This window comes from Pontibacter sp. YIM B11418 (assembly GCF_059278805.1).
Window position 1 is genome coordinate 708,100 of sequence record NZ_JCAEMH010000001.1, and the last position, 22,587, is coordinate 730,686.

Sequence of the window (22,587 nt, forward strand, 5' to 3'; positions counted from 1 at the left end):
TACATAAAAATTTGCATATATATAATTATTTTTTAATCTTACAGACAGTTTATTCAAAATTATTTATTTTCATTTTTATGAAGACAGGAAAAGTAAAGTTCTTTATTGAGTCAAAAGGCTTCGGCTTCATCACCGAAGACGAAACAAATGAGGATTTCTTCGTGCACGTAACTGGCCTGAACGGCCTGCAAATTCAGCAGCATGACAGAGTAGCTTTCGATACGCAGGAAGGCAAAAAAGGAATCAACGCGGTGAACGTACAGCGCCTCTAACAGCTCTACACCGACAAGAAAACCCCTTCCAGCAAGGGGTTTTTTTATGTCCTTTGTTTGAGGTGCCACCTTCTGGCCTTAACTTTACAAGGGCTATACCTGTTATCCTGTCTTGAAAGAATTCTTATACCTTATCCGCTTCCCCAATCTGCTGCTTATACTGCTGAGCCAGGCACTGGTGCAGGCTAGTTTGCTGAGCGCAGGTATAAACTTAGCAGGCATAGCCACACCCGGATTTCTGGTGCTCACGCTCTCCACGATGTGTATTGCAGCAGCGGGCTATATCATCAACGATTATTACGATGTCAAGATCGATGCCATCAACAAACCTGACCGGGTGGTGGTTGGCAAGAGCATACGCCGCAGACCGGCTATGTTTACGCACATGGTACTTTCGTTTATAGGTATAGCACTGGGTTTTTACCTTTCAATACCAGTAGGGCTTATCAATGTAGGTGCTGTTTTCCTACTGTGGGGCTACTCTGACCAGTTAAAGAAATTACCATTAATTGGCAACTTGGTTATTGCACTTTTGTCGGCCTCCATGCTGCTGGTCGTAGCTGTTTACGCGGGCAAGCTCAACAAAATCACCATTAGCTATGCGGTTTTCGCCTTTCTGATTTCGCTTATCCGGGAGATCATCAAAGACATGGAGGATGTACGCGGCGACGCCTCTTTCGATTGCCGCACGCTCCCGATCGTGCTAGGTATACGACGTGCCAAGTACGTGCTATACCCTATTATTGCGCTTTTCCAGGCCTTCCTGCTGGTGGTCATTTTTCACCCCGTCACAGGTATAGGCTTTGATATTTACATGCTGTTACTGGTGCTGATCCCGAGCATCTGGATGACAGTAAAACTAGTGCGGGCCGACCGCAAGCGTGACTTCACCTTCCTAAGTAACCTAGGCAAGTTCATTATGCTGACCGGCATTTTGTCGATGCTCTTGATCAATTAAAACCAGGTTGACCAGGTATACCAATTAGCCCCTTTCAATTCATACTTCCTGAAGGTGAGAGAATGATGAAGCTTTTGCCCGCTACTTTATCTCCGCTTATCTCTTTTGAAGAAACGAGCACTGTGCTATACCTAACCTGGTGCACGAGGGAGACTCACTTTAAACCTCCATCGCCATCATCATTTGAGCGGCGGAAACCGGTACTTATACCTATACCTGCGCACAAATTGCCTGGCAACAGCACTGCACAGTCGTTGGCAGCGGGACAGGAGGTATAGGACTTGCATTTTAGCAGCGCATTTTGTTATTTACATAGTCTGTTTGCTTTCGCGACGGATTGCCGTTCCCAAACCTACCTTACCTTATGAACAAACTTCACCTGTTATTCGAGGCCTACGGGCTTCGGAAGACGAAGTGCCGTATAGAGGTGCTTCGTTTATTTCTTGAGCACCGACACGCCTTGGCGCACGCTGCCATAGAACAGCAGCTTGGCCAACAGTTTGACCGGGTCACGCTATACCGCACCCTGCATGCCTTTGAGGAGCACGGTCTGCTGCACAGCATCCCCAGCACTGATGGCATTACACGCTATGCCCTCTGCCAGCAGGCTTGCAACAAACACCGGCACCAGCATGACCACATTCACTTCAGCTGTACTGCCTGCGGACATACCTACTGCCTCAATGAGGTATACGTACCTACGCTGCGCATGCCGGAGGGCTACCAGGTAAAGGAGTTTAGGTTTTGCGTGCAGGGGGTGTGCGATAGGTGTGTTATGCAGCCGGTAGAACAACTGGCGCACGCATAGGCCTTTACTATACCTGCTAACCCTTGATCCGTAAGCAAAACCTGTATACAACCCATTGTTATGCCCGCAACCACTTTAACCGCTGCCGATCAGTTCCGCCAGCTTGCCGCCTCGCCCAGCAAACTGCGGCTCTTTATGTTGTCCAGGCTGCCGATGGCCTATATGGCTGGCCTGCGGGTTGGGTCTATTTCAGAAGAGCGGGCTGAGGTTACGATCCCATATAAGTATCTCAACAAGAACCCCTTCAACTCAATTTATTTTGCCAGTTTGAGCATGGCGGCCGAGCTTTCGACGGGTTTGTTGTGCATGGCCCAGACTTACAAGTCAGACCCGGCTGTGTCGATGCTGGTGGTGCACCTGGAAGCGGATTTTATGAAGAAAGCAGTAGGGAAAATCACCTTCACCTGCGAAGACGGACAGAAGATTAAAGCTGTAGCAGACCAGACTAAAGCCACAGGCGAAGGCGTGACGGTAGTAGCCACCAGCACAGGTATAGACGAGGCCGGCGATAAAGTAGCGGAGTTTCGGTTTACCTGGTCGCTCAAAGCGAAACTCAGAAAATAAGTCAAGCACTTGGCAGCACCCAACTGGTTTATAAAAGATTTTCTATATTTAAACGATACAGTTGCTACATCAAAATATACGCTACGATGGAAAAATCATTACCCTTGGAAAAAGGCACCGTGCAATTGCTTGAGGACAAAATCCTGATTCAGGACAATGCCAAAAGGGAGTACATCATCCGAATGGTTTCATCAGCACTCTGGACGTTCTATGGGACCATATCTGTTCTCCGCTACCTAAAAACAGGCGATGAGTTTCTCCTCTGGACAGGTTTACTGATTGGCATTGGGCACTTAGTGGTTTTTGTATTGTCGTTGTTTAGAACAACCAAATCAGAAGTACACTTAAATGAGGTGGAGCAGGTCACTTTCAAATCGAGGTTCGGAAACAAGTTCATGGATTTGAAGCTAAGAAATGGTTTAAAAAGACGTGTCATCAGGATAGCACCGGCTGCCGAAGAGCTGCGCACTTTCTTTGAGGAAAAGCAAATCCAGGTAAAATAGCGGCTACAGTCGAGCCAAAGCGCACAGTTATGCCCTGGTTCTATATCTTATACCCACGCGTATTGAACTGCGCTAAGTTCGATCCCATATAACAAACCCTAATTCTATACCCTTCCCTGCCATCATGAAGACATATATTGTGCTGCTACGAGGTGTGATGCCTACCGGGAAAAACAGGGTGCCGATGGCGCAGCTCAGGCAGGTGCTAAGTGATGCCGGCTTTCAGCAGGTTCGCACCTGGATCCAGAGTGGGAATGTTGTACTCCAAAGCGATTTAACAGCCAGGGAACTGGAGTTGCGGGTACATCAGCTGATAAAAGAGCACATCGGTCCGGAGTTGGCCATTGTGGTAAGGACCGGCAACGAACTCAGGCAAATGATTGACAATAACCCGTTTCAGGAAGAAGAGCACCCCATAGCGCGGGTATTTTTTGTATCTTTCCAGGAGAGGCCACCCGATGAAAAGGTACAGGCATTGCTCGCTCAGGACTTTTCTCCGGAGAAACTTCGTATTGACGGCATGTCAGCCTACATGTTCATTCCCCAGGCCTACAGCGACAGCAAGCTCAGCAATAATTTCCTGGAGCGGAAACTAGGCGTAGCAGCTACCACGCGAAACTTTAACACCATTACCAAAATGATTGCCTGGGCCGAGGAAGAATAAGCTGTAGGTAGCCTCTTGAAAAGTGCTTAAATCTGCTATTTGTTTAGCGCCAGCACTTATCTAAGTAATGCACTGGTAGTACAAGTACAAGTACAAGCAAAAGAAAGTAACAAGTATAAAAAGCCACAACAATCAATATGCAATCAACCGCCCCAAACCCCGAGCTATACCTGGCCGAACTGCCCGAAGCGCGCCAGCAAATTATGAACGACCTAAGAGAGGTGATTCTCGAGAACATACCCGCTGGCTTTGAGGAAGTAATGGGTTATGGTATGCTTGGCTACGTAGTACCCCATACGCTATACCCGGCCGGCTACCACTGCGATCCGAAATTGCCGCTGCCTTTTATGGGAATTGCCTCGCAGAAGAACCACATCGCCGTTTACCACATGGGCATCTACGCAGATGAAAATTTGCTCAACTGGTTTAAAGAGGAGTATCCTAAACACAGCAAAACCAAGCTGGACATGGGCAAAAGCTGTATCCGCTTCCGGAAACCGGAGCATGTACCGCTGGCGCTGATTGGCGAACTGGCTTCCAAAATGACGCCGCAGGAGTGGATCGATCTCTATACCCATACCTTCAAAAGATAAAAGCCATACCTTTTCTGCCGGTTTTTGCTGACTCCTATACCTAAACCAGCTATATTTGCGGTTTCAATCCATAGCTATACCTTTGGCACCAGCAGATAAAAAGAATATAGTCCTTTTCGCTTCGGGATCGGGCAGCAACGCGCAGCGCCTGATGGAGTACTTTGAGCACCACCCAGCCATTCGTGTGGCCGCCCTGTTTGCCAATAACCCAAAAGCGTATGCCCTAAAACGAGCCGAGACCTTCCACGTCCCGGCTTTTTTATTTTCCCGCGATGCGTTTTACAATTCCGAAAGCGTATTAGAACAGGTGCAGTCTTTCAAGCCCGACCTGATTGTGCTGGCCGGTTTCCTCTGGCTTGTGCCGCAGAACTTCCTGCAGGCTTTCCCGGATCGTATCATCAACATCCACCCTGCCCTGCTGCCCCAATACGGCGGCAAAGGTATGCACGGCCTCAATGTGCACACGGCCGTAGTGTCGGCTGGCGACAAGGAGTCAGGTATAACAATACACCGCGTAAACGAGGAGTACGACAAAGGTGAATTTGTGCTGCAGGAGCGCTGCCCGGTGCACCCCGACGACACACCTGAGGCTTTAGCTGCCCGCGTCCTTGCACTCGAGCACAAGTATTTGCCGGAAGTAGTTGAAAAACTGCTCTTGGAGAAACTGTAAATCAAGCACTAGCACATTTAAAAAATCAGCACATTATATAGTCCATACCTATGCAATCTGTCAAAATCAAATCCGCACTAATTTCGGTTTACTACAAAGACCGCCTCGAACCACTGGTTGAGCTCCTGAAGCAGCACAACGTAACCATCTACTCTACTGGCGGCACACAGGCTTTTCTGGAAGAGCAAGGCGCTGACGTAGTAGCCGTGGAAGACCTGACGGCCTATCCATCCATATTTGGTGGTCGTGTGAAGACCCTGCACCCGAAAGTGTTTGGTGGCATCCTGCACCGCCGTGCCAACGAAAGCGACCTGGCCGAGCGTGCGCAGTACGAGATCCCACCGATTGACCTCGTAGTAGTGGACCTATACCCTTTTGAAGAAACCGTAGCATCAGGTGCATCGGAAGCGGATGTGATTGAAAAGATTGACATTGGCGGCATTTCCCTGATCAGAGCGGCGGCCAAGAATTTCCAGGACGTGCTCATCGTGTCATCGCGCGAGCAGTATGACGAAGTGGTGGATTTGCTGAAAGAAAAAGACGGTGCTACGGAGCTGGCTGACCGCAAACGCTTCGCAGCCAAGGCCTTTGATATCTCTTCTAACTACGACACACACATTTTCAATTACCTGAGCAAAGAGCAGGACATCAACGTGTTCAAGCAGAGCGTGCGGGAGGCTACGTCGCTGCGTTACGGTGAGAACCCGCACCAGCAGGGCACTTTCTACGGCAAGCTCGAAGACCTGTTTGAGCAGTTAAATGGCAAGCAGCTTTCTTACAACAACCTCGTGGACGTGGACGCTGCCGTGGCACTGGGCGCTGAATTCGAAGAACCGGCTGTGGCTATCCTGAAACACACCAACGCCTGCGGTTGTGCTACCGGCGAAAATATCAAAGACGCTTACTTGTCCGCCTTGTCAACCGATCCGGTTTCAGCATTTGGTGGTGTGATCATCGCAAACCGTACCATCGAATTAGGTGCTGCCGAAGAGTTGAACAAGTTGTTCTTCGAAGTACTCATCGCGCCAGATTTTGACACGGATGCGCTTGACTTGCTGCGCACCAAGAAGAATCGTATTCTTTTGAAGCAGAAGCCAGTGGAGCTACCTGCCAAGCAGTTTAAGACTTTGCTGAACGGTGTGATTGAGCAGGACAAGGATTTGAAAACCGAAACGGAAGCTGATTTTAAAACTGCTACCAAGCGCGAGCCTTCAACTGAGGAGAAAAAGGCACTCGTGTTTGCTGCCAAGGTATGCAAGCATACCAAGTCCAACACCATTGTGCTGGCTACCGATAAAATGATGATCTCCAGCGGTGTGGGCCAGACATCGCGTGTGGACGCCCTGCGCCAGGCTATCGAAAAAGCCAAAAGTTTCGGCTTCGACATCAGCAACACCGTGATGGCTTCCGACGCTTTCTTCCCTTTCCCGGACTGCGTAGAAATCGCTGATCAGGCAGGTATAAAAGCAGTCGTGCAGCCAGGCGGCTCCATCAAAGACCAGGACTCGATTAACTATTGCGATGCTCACAACATGGCCATGGTGATGACAGGCGTGCGACATTTCAAACACTAAGGTATAGCGCCTGTTGCAGGTATAGCTTTTCAAAAAGCCCCATTCTTTACCGGATGGGGCTTTTTTTAAGTCCACAGTTTTTGGCCTCACAGGTATAGCAGATATGAAACAGGAAGTCTGCATCGTTGCAACGATCACCTCGCCCAACCTGATTACATAGCACAAATCCTATACCTGACCGGCCAAATCAAACTCCAGAACCCATCCAATTTTATACCTGCAAATGCGTTATGTAAGGCAGCAAAGAGAATTGTATGGAATATGGGAAAGAAAAACTTTGAAAACTTTTGCCTCTTCTGCATCAGCATTATTAATTCCGCTGAAAATCACTAATTTTGCGGCTAGTTTTTGATTAGAAATATTGTATATTAAAAATATAACGGGCAGCCGCACGCCTTCAAAAAATAAGAATGGGACTATTTAACTTTCTTACCAGCGATATTGCTATTGATTTGGGTACCGCCAATACCCTCATCATTCATAACGATAAGATTGTGGTGGACGAGCCGTCTATCATTGCCGTGGACCGCACCACGGGTCGTGTACTTGCTATTGGCCGAAACGCCATGCAGATGCACGAAAAAACCCACGAGAACATCAAGACGATTCGTCCGCTGAAAGATGGCGTAATTGCCGACTTCCACGCTGCCGAGGAGATGATCCGGGGTATGATCAAAATGATTGACACGGGCCGTCGTTTGTTCCAGCCTTCGCACCGCATGGTGATCTGTATTCCTTCAGGTATAACTGAGGTGGAGAAACGTGCTGTGCGTGACTCGGCCCAGCATGCCGGCGCCAAGGAGGTATGGATGATCCAGGAGCCAATGGCCGCCGCGATAGGTATAGGCATTGACGTGGAGCAACCGATTGGTTCCATGATCGTGGACATCGGGGGTGGTACAACGGAGATCGCCGTGGTAGCCCTTTCAGGTATCGTGTGCGATCAGTCTATCCGTATTGCGGGCGACGTGTTCACCAAAGACATTCTGGACTACATGCGCCGCCAGCACAACCTGTTGATTGGCGAGCGTTCTGCCGAGAAAATAAAAATTGAAGTAGGCTCTGCCCTGACTGAACTCGAAAATCCGCCAGCCGACTACGAAATACGTGGCCGCGACCTGATGACAGGTATACCAAAAGTAATTAAGGTGACCTACCAGGAAATCGCGATTGCACTGGACAAGTCGGTGTCCAAGATCGAGGAAGCGGTACTGAAAGCGCTGGAAATCGCGCCGCCGGAGCTGTCTGCCGACATTTACGACAACGGTATTCACCTGACAGGTGGTGGTGCATTGCTACGTGGCTTCGACAAGCGTCTGGCTGCCAAAACCAAACTGCCGATCCACATCGCCGAAGACCCGCTCAGAGCGGTGGTGCGTGGCACGGGTGCGGCTATTAAAAATCTGGAAGGTTTTAAGAACGTCCTCCTGACTTAAAAGTGCCGCATGCGGAATCTATTTGCATTCATTTACCGGTTCCGTGCATTCCTTCTATTCGTGTTGCTGGAGGCGCTCTGCATCTTCCTGATTGTGCGCTACAACACATACCAGGGAGCAGCTATGTTCAACTCCGCCAACACCTATGTAGGACGTGTGCTGGAGTTTCAAAGTGGCGTAACCGACTACTTCAGGCTGGCGTCTGTGAACAGTACGCTTGCCCAGGAGAATGCCGTACTACGCCAGCAACTCATGGCTTACAGGCAGGACGCCGAAGCAAACAGCACCGATCAACTTGACACGACCTTTTTCGCTGCTACCGACTCTGCCAAGGCAGAGCCATTCATTTTGCATGCCGGCCGCGTCATCAACAACTCGATCCGCCGCACCAACAACTATCTGACGCTGGCAGCAGGCAGCCTGGATGGCGTGAAACCGGGTATGGGCGTTATTTCCCCGAACGGGGCCGTAGGACGCGTGAAGACAGTATCAAAGCACTATGCAACTGTCACCTCACTGCTGCACTCACAAATGCTGATTTCAGCCAAGATCAAGAAAGACAACACCTTTGGCACTATTAAGTGGACGGGTGGCGACTACCGCACGGCTCTGCTCGACTACATCCCACTTCACGTAAAGCCCGAGCCCGGTGACACCGTGGTGACGAGCGGCTATAACACCGTGTTTCCGGAAGGGATCATGATCGGCACGATCAGCGAGGTGGAGCGCGAGCTGGATAAGAGCTTTTATACCATTCGTGTGCAACTCTCTGTTGACTTCGCTCAGCTCTCTTATGTATATGTTGTGGAAAATCTGCGACGCCCGGAACAGGACTCCCTTGAAACAGAAGCAGGAATACTACCTCATGAATAACAGCTTAGGTATAAGACATATCGTGCAGTTTGTGGTGTTTGTGGCCTTGCAGATACTGCTGATGGACAATCTGGTGCTTTTCGGTACCGGCTTTAGCTTTATCTACATTGCTTTTCTGCTTTTCCTGCCACTTGAGATGAACCGGGTCCTGCTCCTATTCCTGGGCTTCATAGCCGGTTTTGCAGTCGACATTTTTTATGACACGATGGGTATCCATGCAGCGGCTAGTGTGCTCTTGGCTTATTTAAGACCCATGATATTGAACCTTCTCACACCACGTGATGGTTACGATACGAATGACTCCGTGAACATACACATCATGGGTTGGCGCTGGTTTCTTGCGTACGCCCTCACCCTGATCCTGGCGCACCACACGGCTGTGTTCCTCCTCGAGATTTTCAGCCTGGAGGGGTTATCGGCCGCAGTGCCCAAAATACTGCTGAGTACCTTGTTCACGGGGGTTGTTATGGTTATATTGCAGTTACTGTTCTTCTCCCTTAAGAGAGCGAATAGATGAATTACCTCGAAAACAGAAAATACGTCATACAAGCAATCTTCCTGGTGGTGGGTGTGGTTTACGCACTTCGCCTTTTCTACATCCAGGTAGTGGACAGCAGTTACAAGCAAGCCGCTGAGACCAACGCGATTAAGACCGTTATCCAGTATCCTTTCCGGGGATTGATCTACGACCGTAACGGCGAACTGCTGGTGCAGAATACACCCGTATACGACCTCATGATCGTGCCCAAAGAGGCCCGTAACATCGATACGCTGCGCCTGGCCAATATGCTCGACATCCCACTGGAGGATGCCCGAGAGCGCTTCAAAAAAGCCCGTGCCTATTCCTGGGTGAAACCTTCCATCTTTCAGCAGATGCTGAGTACCCAGGACTTTGCCCATATCCAGGATAACCTGATCGACTTCCCCGGTTTTTACATCAACGCCCGTACCGCCCGCGGCTATCCGCACCAGAGTCTGGGGCATGCGCTGGGGTATATTGCCGAGATCAGCCCGAAACAGCTCGAGGACAGCACCTATGCAGGCTATCGCCCTGGCGACTATATCGGCAAAGCAGGTATAGAGATGGCTTATGAGGAGTACCTGATGGGCAAGCGCGGCGTGAAGTACAAAATGGTGAACGTGCGCGGCATTGACAAGGGCTCTTTTAAAGACGGCGCCTACGATACGCTTTCCATAGCCGGCCAGAACATGGTAAGCACCATCGACCTGGATTTGCAGGCCTACGGCGAACGCCTGATGAACGGGGCCAAAGGCAGCATCGTGGCCATCGAACCGAAGACCGGTGAGATCCTGGCTTACATCTCGGCCCCTTTCTACGACCCGAACCTGTTCACCGGCAAAGACTACGGCAAGAACTACATGCAGCTGCTGAAGGACCCGGATAAGACCATGTTCAACCGTCCGATCATGGCCGACCAAAACCCGCCCGGTTCTATCTTCAAACTGACGCAGGCTTTGATCGCACTGGAAGATGGTGTGATAGACCCGAACACAAGGTATGCCTGCAACAAATCGCTGGTGAATTGCCACCCGCACCCCTCGCCGCTCGATTTGCGCGGTGCGGTACAGCACTCCTGCAACCCGTGGTTCTTCCAGGCCTATAAGGCGCTCATTAACCAGGGCAAGTCTAAAAATACGTTTACCGACACGTCGATTGGCCTGAAGGACTGGCGCGAGCATGTGCTTACTTTTGGCTTCGGTAAGAAACTGGGCATCGATATACCGGGTGAAAAATCGGGTATCATTGCCTCTACTGAACTGTACGACCGCGTGTATGGCAAAGACCGCTGGAAATACTCTACCATCTACTCCCTCAGCATCGGGCAGGGTGAATTGGGTGTGACGCCGCTGCAAATGGCGAATTTTATGGCCATTGTCGCCAACAAGGGCTATTATGTGACCCCGCACCTCATCCGCTCGATTGGCGAGGACGGCAAGCCGCTGGCAGAAAACTACGAACGCCACTATACCTCTGTAAAGCCACACCACTTCGACCCGATCATTGAGGGTATGGCTGAAGTGGTGCGCGCCGGCACAGGCCGTAAGGCCGGCCTCGGGAAAGTAGGTATCACTGTGTGTGGCAAAACCGGAACGGCTCAGAATCCGCAGGGACCTGACCACGCCGTGTTTGTGGCTTTTGCTCCGATGGAAGACCCAAAGATAGCCATAGCTGTGTATGTGGAGCACGGTAAGTGGGGCGGTCAGTCGGCAGCGCCTATTGCCGGCCTGATGATCGAGCAGTACCTGACGGACACGGTGACGATCAAAGAGCAGGAGAAGTGGGTGCTGAGCCGGGAGTATTTAAATATTAGATCGAAGTAAGGTATGTCAACAACGCAACATCGAGTACTCGGAGGAAAGATCGTGCAGCCTAGCAGCCGCCGGCAGTCGACCAGCGTGTTCGGCAACCTGGACTGGTTCACGGTGCTCATTTACTTTGTACTGGTGGCGCTGGGCTGGATGAACATCTACGCCGTGGTCTATAGCCCTGACAACGTGGTGAACATCTTCAGCTTCGACATCAACTCAGGCAAGCAGCTGTTATGGATCGGTACGGGCGTGATCCTGATGATCGTGCTGCTCGTTGTCGATTACAAGGTATACGAACACCTGGCCTACCCCATTTACGGCGGCATTATCCTATTACTTCTGTTTACGCTGGCCGTGGCCAGTCCGGTGGCGGGTTCGCGCTCCTGGCTCGAACTGGGGGGCGGTGTACGCCTGCAGCCCGCCGAGCTCGCTAAATTTGCGACTGCCCTGGCTATCTCCAAGTTCCTGAGTCAGGTGAGCCTGCGGCAACAAAAGATGAAGGACCAGATGGTTCTGGCTGCCATTACTTTCCTGCCCGCTGTCATTATCATTTTGCAAAACGAAACAGGTTCGGCCCTCGTGTTTGGCGCCTTCATTCTGGCATTCTTCCGCGAAGGCATGTCGCCACTTATCCTGATCATCGGTGGTTCTGCCGCGGCTATTTTCATTCTGACATTGCTTGTGCCAAAGCTATACCTGCTCATCGGTATCGCCGCACTTATGGGCCTGGCTATGTTTCTGGATTACCGCCTCATGCGCCGCTTTAAAACCATGATCGCGCTTTTTGTACTGGTAGTAGGTATGGTGTTCAGTGTAGACTACTTCGTAAACGACGTCCTGCAACCGCACCAGCAAAACCGTATCAAGGCGCTCATCAACCCGGAGGCAGATCCGCTGGGCTATGGCTGGAACGTGACGCAGTCGAAAATTGCGATTGGCTCTGGTGGTTTCTGGGGCAAAGGTTTTCTGGAGGGGACGCAGACCAAGTTCGACTTTGTGCCCGAGCAAAGCACTGACTTCATCTTCTGTACCATCGGCGAAGAGCACGGCTGGGTAGGCAGCACCATCCTGATTGCGCTGTTCCTCCTGCTCATGATGCGCATCGTGTACATTGCTGAACGGCAGAAGTCCGTCTTTGGGCGCACCTATGGCTACTGCGTGGTGTCGGTTATCTTCTTTCACTTCGTCATCAACGTGGGCATGACCATCGGCCTGGCGCCGGTAGTAGGTATACCACTGCCTTTCTTCAGCTACGGCGGCTCTTCGCTGTGGTCGTTCACTATCCTGCTGTTCATCCTGCTGGCTATTGATGCAAACAGAAACAGGGAGTTGGTAAGATAAGCTTTATTCTTGTAGGACATTCAACATCAAGCCCGTGCATTACTTCTGCACGGGCTTGATGTTTTACCGGACTCAACAATTGCCCCCTCTCCGCTACCGGAATCTCTGAAGCACTTCCCTATTCCTCATGACCTGGGTTGGCTTTGTCCTGTAAAATATGTCGTTTACTAAATTGCCGCTGTTTGGCTCAGCCTATGGAAAACACAACCCGTTAGCACTAGGTAGTCACCTCCCTAACTATTGCGGCAGGCAGAGATTGCCTGAAACAAAACATGTAGCCATCTTTAAACAAAATCATATGCCTAAGTATATAATCGAAAGAGAGATTCCGGGTGCCGGTAATTTAACGCAGGAACAGTTACAGTCCATTTCACAGAATTCCTGTGGCGTGTTGGATAGCATGGGCCCAAAAATACAGTGGGTACACAGCTACGTGACGGATGACAAGATCTATTGTGTTTACAATGCGCCAGATGAGGAAATGGTGCGGGAACATGCAAAGCTAGGCGGCTTCCCGGCGAACTCTGTGAAAAGAGTGCATGCCAAGATAGATCCGATCACCGCAGAACCTACGGTTTAGAAACTGCGGGTGTGCCTTTTGCCCTAAACCAGAGCTGCCAGGGAACCGCTGTGTCTCTCTCAGAAGATGGGGTGCTGGTGTAAGCTTGCTGCATGTGGGCAACAGGTATAGCCTTGTCTTTTATACCTTATACTACTCTAAAGGCTATACCTGATCTTGGAGGTATAGGTCGGCTTACTAATAGCATGGCCGGTTTTGGGGTTGATGAAGCGTACCGCCCCCTTTTTCAGTAGCCGCTCATAGGCCTGCTTGTAGTTCTCCAAGTTGTAGTGGGTGCCAACACTGTTTTTTTCGTATACCTGCTGCAAGGCCATGTTATTGTACAGCCGAGCATTTTGCACCAGATCTTTCATCAGACTTTCAATCGAGAACCTGTAGTGCTCGTGAAACAGGGCTGTCTGCTGCGTCTGCAGGTTAGCGCCGAAGAGCGGCACCCCGTCTTCCTGGTAGTCGCTATACCCTTCCAGCAGTTCCTTTAGCCTGATATATGCCTGCGCTGATGTAGAAGCCAGAACGAGGTACTGATTGGTTTGTTTCTTGTACGGATGGTTTACCCTGAACTTTAAGGTATAGAAGCCTTTGCTGCTGAAGATCTCTTCAAAGCAGTCCAGCAAATACGCCTCCCGCCGGTCAGCGTTCTTGTTCTTCTTATAAAAGCCTCTGATCTGCTCTAGTCGCTCCCCAAAAATTACCTGAAGCAAGCTATCAGCTTTGGCTTTCTTTACCGCGGCTTCCAAAGCTTTTGGGTTGAAAAGCATCAGCAAATCCGATGCTTTGGTCTGGATAGCTTGTAGCAGGATCTGTTGTGAAAAAACTTCCTCAACCGGATTAAGAAAAGTAAAGGCCGGTCGTTCCGTATCCAGGATTTGCTCTTCCACTACCCGTCCGCTCTCCTCCAGCAGCATAACCGGCGGGTGCAGCAGATCCCGGTAGAACGGCAGCTGCTCTACCCGCTCCTGCAGTTCAGCCAGGGCAGGCTGGTCAGCATCATAAAAGATAGCTTTTATACCTTGATTTAGGTCTAGTCGGGAGCCGGTGCTTTTGTATACCTGCCGTAGCAACTGCAAGGCGGCAGGTGCCGGCTCGTCGCTATCCAACCCGGCCTGCAAGTCAATGAAAGGTATAGGGGCGAGCGGCTTATCCGGCTGCTGCAGTATAGTGGCCGTCCATACCTCAAAAAAACGAGGCAACAGCTCAGCTTTGATTTCTGAGGCAGTTCTTTCAGTTTTGAAGAAGTCGCTGGGCGCTGCGGGCATGGGTTGTAATGCTGTTTGTTATCGAGGTATACTGAGCTTACCCTGTACAGAAGTGCTGGTTTAGGTATACAAAGATACAGCTTCACAAAACAAAAAAGCCCCTGCAACTTCCGTTACAAGGGCTTTTCTACAGTTTATTCTAGTACCAGGAGCGTGTATTTAACCCGCTATGTATTATATTGATAACCAAAAATTTAACCCTACATATTAAGGAACGAGTTACAAACTAGTTACAAAATATTGGAAAGTAGCAGAAAAAGCCTATAATAAATCTATCCTCTTGAATCTACAATTTACAGGCATGCTAGCTTCCAAGCTACATCGGGATGATAGCCTTGCTTTAGAAGTGATTTGTAATAGTTGAATCGCTTATGAGAAAACACACGCCAGCACAATAAGATTGTCCCTCGGTAAATCAGTTTCATTTCGCAAGATAAAGAATTCAGATAAACTTCTTATTTCGATTCTTTGCATCAGCTTCAGGAACTGTTTGGAGGGCTTACCTGCAAAAGCCGTCTTAGAGCCTTTTCCCAATCAGTTAAAGGCTTTTGCTGCCTGTTCTCCCAGTGATAGGTCTAATACTCATACAATTCTTTTAATGCTCCATTGTGCAGGAGCATTGCCCAACTGAGAAGAAGGCTATTTCACCTTTTGCTGTTGGAAAGAGAAGAAGGAAACTATTTAGCTTACACAAGCTAATTTATTTAGCCCTATGCTTTTATTCAAAAATTTAAATATCCAAATTTGCAGTTTGGATAAAAAGCCTTCCTTGTAATTTTATGCTTTTCAACTCGTTTGAGTTCCTCATCTTTTTCCCAACGGTGGTGGCGCTCTTCTTTCTCTTGCCTCACCGCTACCGGTGGCTGCTCCTACTTATTGCCAGCTACACTTTTTACATGTTTTGGCGGGTGGACTATGCTATTATCCTTGTCATCTCTACACTGATTGACTACATGTGCAGCAGGATGATGGACCGTTACCCACTAGAGCAACAGTATAAAAGGAAGCCGTGGCTCTGGTTGAGCTTGCTTTCCAACCTAGGTATCCTCTTTACCTTCAAGTACTACAACTTCTTCAACACCGCTGCCAAAGACCTAGCAGAGTTGATGGGGGTAGGATATGCGGCCCCTGCCTTTGAATTGCTGTTGCCAATGGGCATTTCATTTTATACTTTCCAGACGATGAGCTACTCAATTGATGTGTACTATGGCAGGATAAAGGCAGAGCATCACTTAGGAATATTTGCCCTGTTCGTTACCTTTTTCCCCCAATTGGTGGCAGGTCCTATTGAAAGGGCCGGTAACCTACTGGATCAGCTAAAGGAAAAGCACGAGTTTAACTATGATAGAGTGACAAGCGGCCTTAAGCTGATAGCCTGGGGCCTGTTCAAAAAGGTGGTAATCGCTGACAGACTGGCTGTGATGGTCAACCAAGTCTACAACAATCCAACTGACTATGAGGGCATTCCACTTATCATCGCTACTGTCTTCTTTGCCTTCCAAATTTACTGTGATTTCTCTGGCTACTCGGACATTGCTATTGGCTCAGCTCAGGTAATGGGCTTCAGGCTGATGGAGAACTTCAGGAGGCCTTACTTCTCCAAGTCCATCAGAGAGTTCTGGAGCCGCTGGCATATTTCCTTATCCACCTGGTTCAGAGATTACCTCTACATCCCATTGGGTGGTAACCGTGTGGTGAGGTGGCGGTGGTACTACAATATTTTTATTGTGTTCCTAGTAAGCGGGATCTGGCACGGGGCCAATTGGACCTTCCTTGTATGGGGAGCCCTGCACGGTTTCTACCAGATATTCGGCTTCTTAACAGCTAAACAGCGGGATGCTGCTGTTAGAACGCTAGGGATGGACAGAAACAAAGTCTTTTATAAGATCATGCAGATAGGGACTACCTTCATCCTCGTGTGCCTCGCATGGGTGTACTTCCGGGCAAATACAATCTCAGACGCCTGGTATATTACCACTCATATGTTTACCGGCTTTGGTGAGTCAGTAAAAGAAATTACATCGAGCACAGTGATGCTAAAGAAGTACATATTATTCGGGAAAGCTAAAGAGGTACTAGTTATTTCATTGATGGCTATTATAGCTTTGTTGGTAGTAGAGTACATTCAGAGAGCAAGATCGGTAAGAATCTGGATCTATAGTTTTTCTCCTCTAAGAAGAACAGTTGCCTACAGCTTGTTGGTTGTTGTAATCTTACTGTATGGCAATTTCTCTGATTCTGAATTCATTTATTTTCAGTTCTAATGCAAAAGTTAATCCTTAGAGGCTTTTCAGTGATATTACTGATTGCTATAGTGTATACTGGTCTAATTTTCTTCATGACATATCTAGGTATGAACAGGTGGATACCTAATGCAAGAAATACTACAGGAAGAGGCTACTATACATATTCAAGACTCCAAGAGTTAAACAGTGCACAAAATGTTGATGTTCTTTTTACAGGCTCCTCTCATGTATATAGAGCGATAGACACAAGAGTATTTGAGGGTGCAGGTATAAAGGCATTCAACCTTGGAACATCTGGTCAAACTCCTCTCAATACTTATTATCTTTTAAAAGACCATTTGGAGCATCTTAACCCTGATGTTATTGTCTTAGATCTTTATATGGAGGGGCTAAATGGTGACGGTTCAAAGGCTGCTATTGAGATAGCATCTAATCATGAGTTGTCAGACAATATACTGGAAATGGCAACCCGGAAAATAGATATAGAGACAATAAGCAGCCTGTATGCTATCCAAGTCTCTAGATTACATACGCCCCTTTCAGAGGTTAGAGAGATGAAGTTAGATGACGACAACTACATTGCAGGGGGTTACATTGAGTCTAAAAACCTTGTAAATGAACTGAAGCCAGAACATTTAAATAAATTATCTAAAAGAAAAGCAGGCATCAGTGAAATTCAACAGGAGTACTTAAGTAAGATTATAGAACTTTGCCAACAGAAAGACATTAAACTTTTATTCACAGTTCTACCTGTTACCAAGGAATTTAGGAATAGCATAATAAATTTTGATTTCTGCGTGAGCGAGGTGAATAAATTAGCAACCGAAAACGGAGTTAAAATGATTGATTATAGTAAAAGGGAATTAGAGCTAAACTCTATTAATGATTTCCTTGATGCCAATCACTTAAATCCAAATGGCGCTCTGAAGGTGAGCAATACTATTCTTCAAGATTTATATTCATTAAATTATTTAAATTAAAGGCTTTTCATACATCCTGAACAATTACATTTTCTTTGGTTGTAAATTTATTTATATCTACTGTAGAATTACCTCCTTTGCCCACGCGCGTACTGGTAAAAAGTCCCCCTTTTTGATACATGAAAACTCAACTGTTTTTTAGGGGTGTTCAGTTTTGTTCATGTACGTAACTTCCACGGTCTAACAGTTGAGCCTTTTTTAGGTTTCGGATTTGTCAGGTTTTGTTAAGCCCCTGTGTAAAGCTCAGGCCCTTTTATGGTTTCCCAATAATGTCAAGTTATGATAAGTTTAGGCTGGTTTTATTGCTCTCTATATGTGTAACAGGCAATAGCAACTTTTACTAACCTGCTTTAATACCTCCCCTCTATTATGATGTATTTTGCAGGGTGTCCATTTAGCTTATAAAGACCCTGTAAAGCGGTTATCAGTGATTGCAGGCCCGATTGCTTAAGCTCTTTCTTATCAGCTCTCAGGTAGTTCCTATAGGCATAATCTGCATACTTCTCTGTATAGTGCTTTGCCTCAATCTCTTTTACTTCCTTAAACTCCTTAGCCATAATTACCCGCTTCATGTTGGTCTTAGCCTCTCTCATGCTCCAGTAATCAGGAAAAGCATAAAGTCTATGGGTGTTTGTAAGATTTATATAGTTCATGCACTATAGATTATGGGTAAGGGAAAGCGGTTTTTGCCAGGCTAAGACCTTAAGCCCTGATAACTCCCTTTGGTCTTGTGCGCTAGGCTCGCGCGCGTGAAAACCTTAACATTTCATAACATCTACACGCGCAGGAATACTAACAATTACTAACGAGTGAGGTACTAAGTTATCACTGTTTTTCCACTGTTATACTATTGGTAATTGTCAGGTTTTGTCAGGTTATAACCTGTAGTTTTATGAAGTTCAGCCCTATTTTATGGACTGTGAGAATTAGACCTAAAATATGAGGTTTCCTCAGTTTCTGCCATTACATTAACAGCAGGTCTGTTTCAGTATAGGGCACGCTCTCACTTTCTCTAATCTTTTGCATTAGCTTTAAGAATCGTTTGGTAGGCTTCCCTTTATAAATTCTTTTAAAGTGTTTGCTGTATAGCTCCTCATACACTTTCTCAGAACTGAACAGCTTTTCATACATCCTCATGATGCCCCTGTTCTTATGGCTGTATGTCTGCTTTTCATACATATAGCCTTTGCAGGCAGACCTGTGCAGGAACAGAGCCCCCACTGAGTAAAGTATCCTGCAATTTTTGCCAGTGCTGGGACAAACAAAGTACCATACCTCCCCTTTGCCAATGTTGGCGGGAACGGTTGTAAGCTCCACTTTGTACTTAACAGGCTTATCCCCATAGGTATAACTCAATTCCAGGTAAGGGTTATCTGTCAGGGTGCTAACAGCTATACCTATGCTGCTGTATACTGAGCCGTTCCTACTCCATGTAACAGTGCCTGATCGGTAACGGTTGGGCTTAAGATAGCCCCATCTGTTAAGGTTAGATATGGATACTGTTTTAACCTCATCAAATAAGGTCGGGAATGTGTAAGGCTTTGGCATAAGGGTATGGGTTTGGGTTGGAAATGAAACCTAAATCTTTAGGGAATGTGCAGGATAAACAGGCTTAATAACAGGCCCTTTTTAGGGCCCCTACTTAGTTACTTTTTCTTTCTCAGTTGCATGTAAACCCACTTTAGGGGCTAACGGTCGCTATTTTGGAACCACCTAGAGATTCAGCATACCCCCCTTACCTTTAAATTGGCAGCGATTTTTTTTCAGGAACAAGCGGTCGCTGTAACTAAATACCTTTTAAGGATTTACTAGGCCCTACCCCCTTTCACCTTTTAGTTGCCAGCATGTAAAGCATAGGAACAAGCGGTCGCTGTAAGGGGCTGCCATGCTCTAACTTACCTCTTAGCGGTAGTACTGCTTTGCCTTTGTTATTTTGTTGTTAAGCTCCTGTATCAATTCAGGCTGTTCTGCAATACTCTGAGCCTTTGCCATGCCCTTAAAGATGTTTCTAAGGTCTGTATAATACTTCTTGTGTTTGAAGACCTTTTGCTCTTTCATTACCTCAATATGGTGTAAGAAGGCTTCTAAGCCTTTTTCCTGCACTACAAGCCTTAGCACTTGATCTGTATAATCCTTTGGGGTGTTTATCTTACTTGTATCCATTAGAGTAAGTCCTACTTTGTGTATTGCTTCATATTCATTGTACCAACGGTCATACACGCCCATGTAAAACCGCTCATCTATCAGTGTATCTGGTGTTATTACCGCCCGATTGAACTGCTTAGTCAGGCGGGCCGTGTAGCTTACCTCAAACCTGAGCAGGTTCTTACCCCTGAACACATCAGGAATAGTTACCCCGTTCTTTTTGCTCTCAGCTATCTTGTTATATGCCTTTATGCTTCTTTGGCTGTTCTGATAGCTTATGCTTGTGGGCTGGGTAAGGCGCGTGTACCTTGGGCTTTGGCCTAGATAAGGGTAATACAGCTCAGGCTTATATTCTGTCATGATGTTATGCCCTACATCCATTCTTGTAACCTTTGCCTTATATACTGGCAGGTGTAGCGTGTCTGCCATCAGTTCAAAGGCTCTTTTACTATCTGAGCGGGTTAGGGTGTGCAGGTTAGTGCCTAAGTAGAACTTAGCTAGACTCCCTTTTATACTTACTCCATGCTCTGATATGCCTATCCTTAAATTACCAGCATTGCCAGTAATATAAGTTTTGCCTGTGTCCTGCCTGTAGGTCTCTGATAGGTTGGTCAGATGTGGCAGGCAGTCCCAAACAGAACCGCCTATCATATCCACTGCTAGGAATTGGCCTATAGTACAGTACATAGCGTTTATAAAAAGTATAAATCTGTACTGCTTACTATAAGGAAATACCATAGTCAAAGAACGGCTTAGCCTGTGCCCTTAGCTGTTCTATCTCGCTGTCTAATGCTCCATCTATTAGGTTTTGATAGTAGCCAGGTATAAGGTTCCTGCCATTAAGTATTATAAACACTTCTACTAAGGTTAGATCCTGATTAGTGATGAACAGATAGCAGTCATTCCTGTAAGGGAATAGCGGGTTGGCTGTGCCATTGCTCAGGAGCCTGTTAGCGTTGGGGTATCCATAGCCATACTCAGGAAAGTCTACATCTTCAAAGTAGATGCTGGATAGGTTTAGTTTACCGTTGGATAGTGCCCATTCTGCCAGGCGTTTGCTATTGGCCTTTACAAACTCTCTGGCAGGTATCTTAAACAGGTACATTTGCCCTTTGGCGTTTATAAAATCTATCAACCCTGTATAGCCTTTAGTGTTGGCGTGGGTTGTGCAGTCTAAGCGGGCTTTACTTCTAATACCATACTTAGCCTTTACCTGACCTGGCAGGTTGTCAAATCTAAAGTATGCCGCTATCATGCCTTAGCCCTCCCCATGTTCTTAAGTGCCACATAGGTTGCTGCCTGCTGTTCTATCTCATCAGCATTTACAGGCGTTACAGGGTTTCTTTGCAGCCATTGGTCTATGTCTACTTTGTTGAAATAGATATGCTTACCCTGTGGCTTAAAATGGGGTATTTGGGCGGTGTGGGTTAGCTTATACAGGTAGCTTTTGGATAGTCCTGTATAGGCCGCCACTTCATCAAAATTGAATACTGTTTTTTGGCTAAGGAGCAATGTTTTGATTGTCCTTAGTTCCTGTTCTACTTGTTGTAAATCCATTTCTAAACTTGTTAAAAGTCAGTCAAATGGATAAGGCCTTATCCTTTAATATCGATAAGGTAAAGGTAGGCAAGCAAGTAAAGTAACTTGTTCCATTCATTCCAATGGAACAAAGTAAGAACTAATGGAACAGACTAGTATTGATTATAAGGCAGGCTGGTAAAAAGGTATATGCTTAAAATGTTCTCTATAATCCTCTGCTCTATTCCTTTCTTCTGGCTGAAAGTTTTTGCTGGTTAGGGTTGTTTCAAACTGTGCGTTAAAAGCAGCGGCCTTTTTGGGATTGGTTAATGAATTATGGTTCTTAAAATATCCTTTACTTTCCAACTCCATGCAAAGTGCTACTAAGTGCCTTCCTTTGGGCTCTGTAAGCCATTGACCTGTACTAGATAAGTGTTCTTCTATGTTTTTAAGAATCTTACCCGCCTGTTCTGGGTCTTTAAAAAGGTAAGGCCAGGTATAGTTTATCAGTTCTCTCTTACCTGGAAGGTTGCTATCTGGCTTTACAGGAATGTCATGGCCTGCCTGTCTTTGCGAAGTGTACCAATAAGGCTCAGCATCTTCATTATATTGGCTTAACTGCCCGCTGAAATGTAATAAGTCATGAATATGGGGCTTAGCGTCCTCTCTAAATGTTGGTTCAGGCAGTTTGTTAGAGTCAGGACTACTAAACCAGATTAACCACTTTAAATATTTAGCTTTGACTATTACTTCAAAGGCAGTATCAATATCCATGTAATAATACCGCTCTGAGCTAACAGTGTTAATAACCTCTTTAAAACTAAGGCTGTTTCTTTCATCTACCCCTTTCAAAGCATTAGCATACACCTCAGGATAGGTTTTCTTAAATTCTACTATATCTATTTTTGCTTTTTCAATTTCCTCAGTCAACATTTCCTGTTTCATAAGGGAAAACCTGAATCTATCACTTATAGGGTTAGTCCTAGCCCATAGTTCACTAGTTAGCATTTTAAGATATGCTAGTGATTGCAATGAAGTTATTGCTATATAAGCACCAGTACCTAATTCATTATTTTCATATAAACCATTAACTTCATCTGACTGTATTACCCCATTATACCAGTCTATATAACCATAGGAGTGTACACCCTTAATCCCTACCCCTTTTTCATAATACACTGTATAGTTTAAATCTTCATTATCAATTTTCAGATCCTCTGGTAGTACCCCCCATAACAACCAATCTTTTAAGGTGTATTTTGCTATATCCATAAT

25 protein-coding genes are annotated in these 22,587 nt (G+C 46.9%); 18 read left to right on the forward strand and 7 right to left on the reverse strand.

The window, feature by feature from the left end; genetic code table 11:
- Positions 1 to 77 precede the first annotated feature (77 nt).
- The 16 genes from AC4QZR_RS03200 to AC4QZR_RS03275 all read left to right on the forward strand — a co-directional run bounded on the left by AC4QZR_RS03200 (position 78) and on the right by AC4QZR_RS03275 (position 13,167).
- On the forward strand, positions 78 to 272 hold the full coding sequence (locus AC4QZR_RS03200) for a cold-shock protein (protein ID WP_076669063.1): 195 nt from the start codon (positions 78 to 80) through the stop codon (positions 270 to 272).
- A gap of 112 nt (positions 273 to 384) precedes the next feature.
- Entirely contained in the window at positions 385 to 1,230 is an 846-nt protein-coding gene (locus tag AC4QZR_RS03205; protein ID WP_494479587.1) for a geranylgeranylglycerol-phosphate geranylgeranyltransferase, read from the forward strand.
- 62 nt (positions 1,231 to 1,292) lie between these two features.
- Entirely contained in the window at positions 1,293 to 1,508 is a 216-nt protein-coding gene (locus AC4QZR_RS03210) for a hypothetical protein (protein ID WP_494479588.1), read from the forward strand.
- 86 nt (positions 1,509 to 1,594) lie between these two features.
- Complete coding sequence (locus AC4QZR_RS03215; RefSeq protein ID WP_494479589.1) at positions 1,595 to 2,038, forward strand: Fur family transcriptional regulator; 444 nt, start codon at positions 1,595 to 1,597, stop codon at positions 2,036 to 2,038.
- Between the two features lie 60 nt (positions 2,039 to 2,098).
- Positions 2,099 to 2,602: a PaaI family thioesterase gene (locus AC4QZR_RS03220; RefSeq protein WP_494479590.1), complete on the forward strand. Its 504-nt coding sequence runs from the start codon at positions 2,099 to 2,101 to the stop codon at positions 2,600 to 2,602.
- 86 nt (positions 2,603 to 2,688) lie between these two features.
- Positions 2,689 to 3,105 carry a hypothetical protein gene (locus tag AC4QZR_RS03225; RefSeq protein ID WP_494479591.1) on the forward strand — a complete coding sequence of 139 codons (417 nt, stop codon included), beginning with the start codon at positions 2,689 to 2,691 and terminating at the stop codon, positions 3,103 to 3,105.
- Positions 3,106 to 3,229: 124 nt separating this feature from the next.
- Complete coding sequence (locus tag AC4QZR_RS03230) at positions 3,230 to 3,769, forward strand: DUF1697 domain-containing protein (RefSeq protein WP_494479592.1); 540 nt, start codon at positions 3,230 to 3,232, stop codon at positions 3,767 to 3,769.
- Positions 3,770 to 3,906: 137 nt separating this feature from the next.
- A complete protein-coding gene (locus AC4QZR_RS03235; protein WP_494479593.1) occupies positions 3,907 to 4,362 on the forward strand; it encodes a DUF1801 domain-containing protein in 456 nt (151 codons plus the stop codon).
- Positions 4,363 to 4,444: 82 nt separating this feature from the next.
- On the forward strand, positions 4,445 to 5,032 hold the full coding sequence (purN, locus tag AC4QZR_RS03240; RefSeq protein WP_494479594.1) for a phosphoribosylglycinamide formyltransferase: 588 nt from the start codon (positions 4,445 to 4,447) through the stop codon (positions 5,030 to 5,032).
- A 50-nt stretch (positions 5,033 to 5,082) separates the two neighbouring features.
- Positions 5,083 to 6,606 carry a bifunctional phosphoribosylaminoimidazolecarboxamide formyltransferase/IMP cyclohydrolase gene (gene purH, locus AC4QZR_RS03245; protein WP_494479595.1) on the forward strand — a complete coding sequence of 508 codons (1,524 nt, stop codon included), beginning with the start codon at positions 5,083 to 5,085 and terminating at the stop codon, positions 6,604 to 6,606.
- Positions 6,607 to 7,016: 410 nt separating this feature from the next.
- Positions 7,017 to 8,042: a rod shape-determining protein gene (locus AC4QZR_RS03250; protein WP_007652384.1), complete on the forward strand. Its 1,026-nt coding sequence runs from the start codon at positions 7,017 to 7,019 to the stop codon at positions 8,040 to 8,042.
- Positions 8,043 to 8,051: 9 nt separating this feature from the next.
- Entirely contained in the window at positions 8,052 to 8,915 is an 864-nt protein-coding gene (mreC, locus tag AC4QZR_RS03255; RefSeq protein WP_494479596.1) for a rod shape-determining protein MreC, read from the forward strand.
- Positions 8,908 to 9,432 (forward strand): hypothetical protein, encoded by a 525-nt coding sequence (locus tag AC4QZR_RS03260; protein ID WP_253401008.1) that lies wholly within the window; start codon positions 8,908 to 8,910, stop codon positions 9,430 to 9,432. Before mreC ends, AC4QZR_RS03260 begins: the two co-directional genes overlap by 8 nt.
- Positions 9,429 to 11,258, forward strand: a complete 1,830-nt coding sequence (mrdA, locus tag AC4QZR_RS03265; protein ID WP_494479597.1) for a penicillin-binding protein 2 — start codon at positions 9,429 to 9,431, stop codon at positions 11,256 to 11,258. The genes AC4QZR_RS03260 and mrdA overlap by 4 nt, the downstream gene beginning before the upstream one ends.
- Before the next feature lie 3 nt (positions 11,259 to 11,261).
- Positions 11,262 to 12,587 carry a rod shape-determining protein RodA gene (gene rodA, locus AC4QZR_RS03270; RefSeq protein WP_494479598.1) on the forward strand — a complete coding sequence of 442 codons (1,326 nt, stop codon included), beginning with the start codon at positions 11,262 to 11,264 and terminating at the stop codon, positions 12,585 to 12,587.
- A 298-nt stretch (positions 12,588 to 12,885) separates the two neighbouring features.
- Positions 12,886 to 13,167, forward strand: a complete 282-nt coding sequence (locus AC4QZR_RS03275; RefSeq protein ID WP_494479599.1) for a DUF4242 domain-containing protein — start codon at positions 12,886 to 12,888, stop codon at positions 13,165 to 13,167.
- 137 nt (positions 13,168 to 13,304) lie between these two features.
- Here AC4QZR_RS03275 and AC4QZR_RS03280 read toward each other — a convergent pair whose 3' ends face one another.
- Complete coding sequence (locus AC4QZR_RS03280; RefSeq protein WP_494479600.1) at positions 13,305 to 14,423, reverse strand: class I SAM-dependent methyltransferase; 1,119 nt, start codon at positions 14,421 to 14,423, stop codon at positions 13,305 to 13,307.
- Positions 14,424 to 15,202: 779 nt separating this feature from the next.
- Between AC4QZR_RS03280 and AC4QZR_RS03285 the strand changes: the two genes are divergently transcribed.
- Positions 15,203 to 16,687 (forward strand): MBOAT family O-acyltransferase, encoded by a 1,485-nt coding sequence (locus AC4QZR_RS03285; RefSeq protein WP_494479601.1) that lies wholly within the window; start codon positions 15,203 to 15,205, stop codon positions 16,685 to 16,687.
- 89 nt (positions 16,688 to 16,776) lie between these two features.
- The gene (locus tag AC4QZR_RS03290) at positions 16,777 to 17,649 is read left to right on the forward strand and encodes a hypothetical protein (protein WP_494479602.1); all 873 of its coding nucleotides are present in this window, start codon (positions 16,777 to 16,779) and stop codon (positions 17,647 to 17,649) included.
- Positions 17,650 to 17,999: 350 nt separating this feature from the next.
- Here AC4QZR_RS03290 and AC4QZR_RS03295 read toward each other — a convergent pair whose 3' ends face one another.
- The 6 genes from AC4QZR_RS03295 to AC4QZR_RS03320 all read right to left on the reverse strand — a co-directional run bounded on the left by AC4QZR_RS03295 (position 18,000) and on the right by AC4QZR_RS03320 (position 22,584).
- Positions 18,000 to 18,302 (reverse strand): hypothetical protein, encoded by a 303-nt coding sequence (locus AC4QZR_RS03295; RefSeq protein ID WP_494479603.1) that lies wholly within the window; start codon positions 18,300 to 18,302, stop codon positions 18,000 to 18,002.
- 310 nt (positions 18,303 to 18,612) lie between these two features.
- Positions 18,613 to 19,197, reverse strand: a complete 585-nt coding sequence (locus AC4QZR_RS03300) for a hypothetical protein (protein ID WP_494479604.1) — start codon at positions 19,195 to 19,197, stop codon at positions 18,613 to 18,615.
- 354 nt (positions 19,198 to 19,551) lie between these two features.
- A complete protein-coding gene (locus tag AC4QZR_RS03305) occupies positions 19,552 to 20,532 on the reverse strand; it encodes a phage/plasmid replication domain-containing protein (RefSeq protein ID WP_494479605.1) in 981 nt (326 codons plus the stop codon).
- Positions 20,516 to 21,049, reverse strand: a complete 534-nt coding sequence (locus tag AC4QZR_RS03310) for a hypothetical protein (RefSeq protein ID WP_494479606.1) — start codon at positions 21,047 to 21,049, stop codon at positions 20,516 to 20,518. The genes AC4QZR_RS03305 and AC4QZR_RS03310 overlap by 17 nt, the downstream gene beginning before the upstream one ends.
- Positions 21,046 to 21,351 (reverse strand): helix-turn-helix domain-containing protein, encoded by a 306-nt coding sequence (locus AC4QZR_RS03315; RefSeq protein ID WP_494479607.1) that lies wholly within the window; start codon positions 21,349 to 21,351, stop codon positions 21,046 to 21,048. Before AC4QZR_RS03315 ends, AC4QZR_RS03310 begins: the two co-directional genes overlap by 4 nt.
- A gap of 144 nt (positions 21,352 to 21,495) precedes the next feature.
- A complete protein-coding gene (locus AC4QZR_RS03320) occupies positions 21,496 to 22,584 on the reverse strand; it encodes a hypothetical protein (protein ID WP_494479608.1) in 1,089 nt (362 codons plus the stop codon).
- Positions 22,585 to 22,587 lie beyond the last annotated feature (3 nt).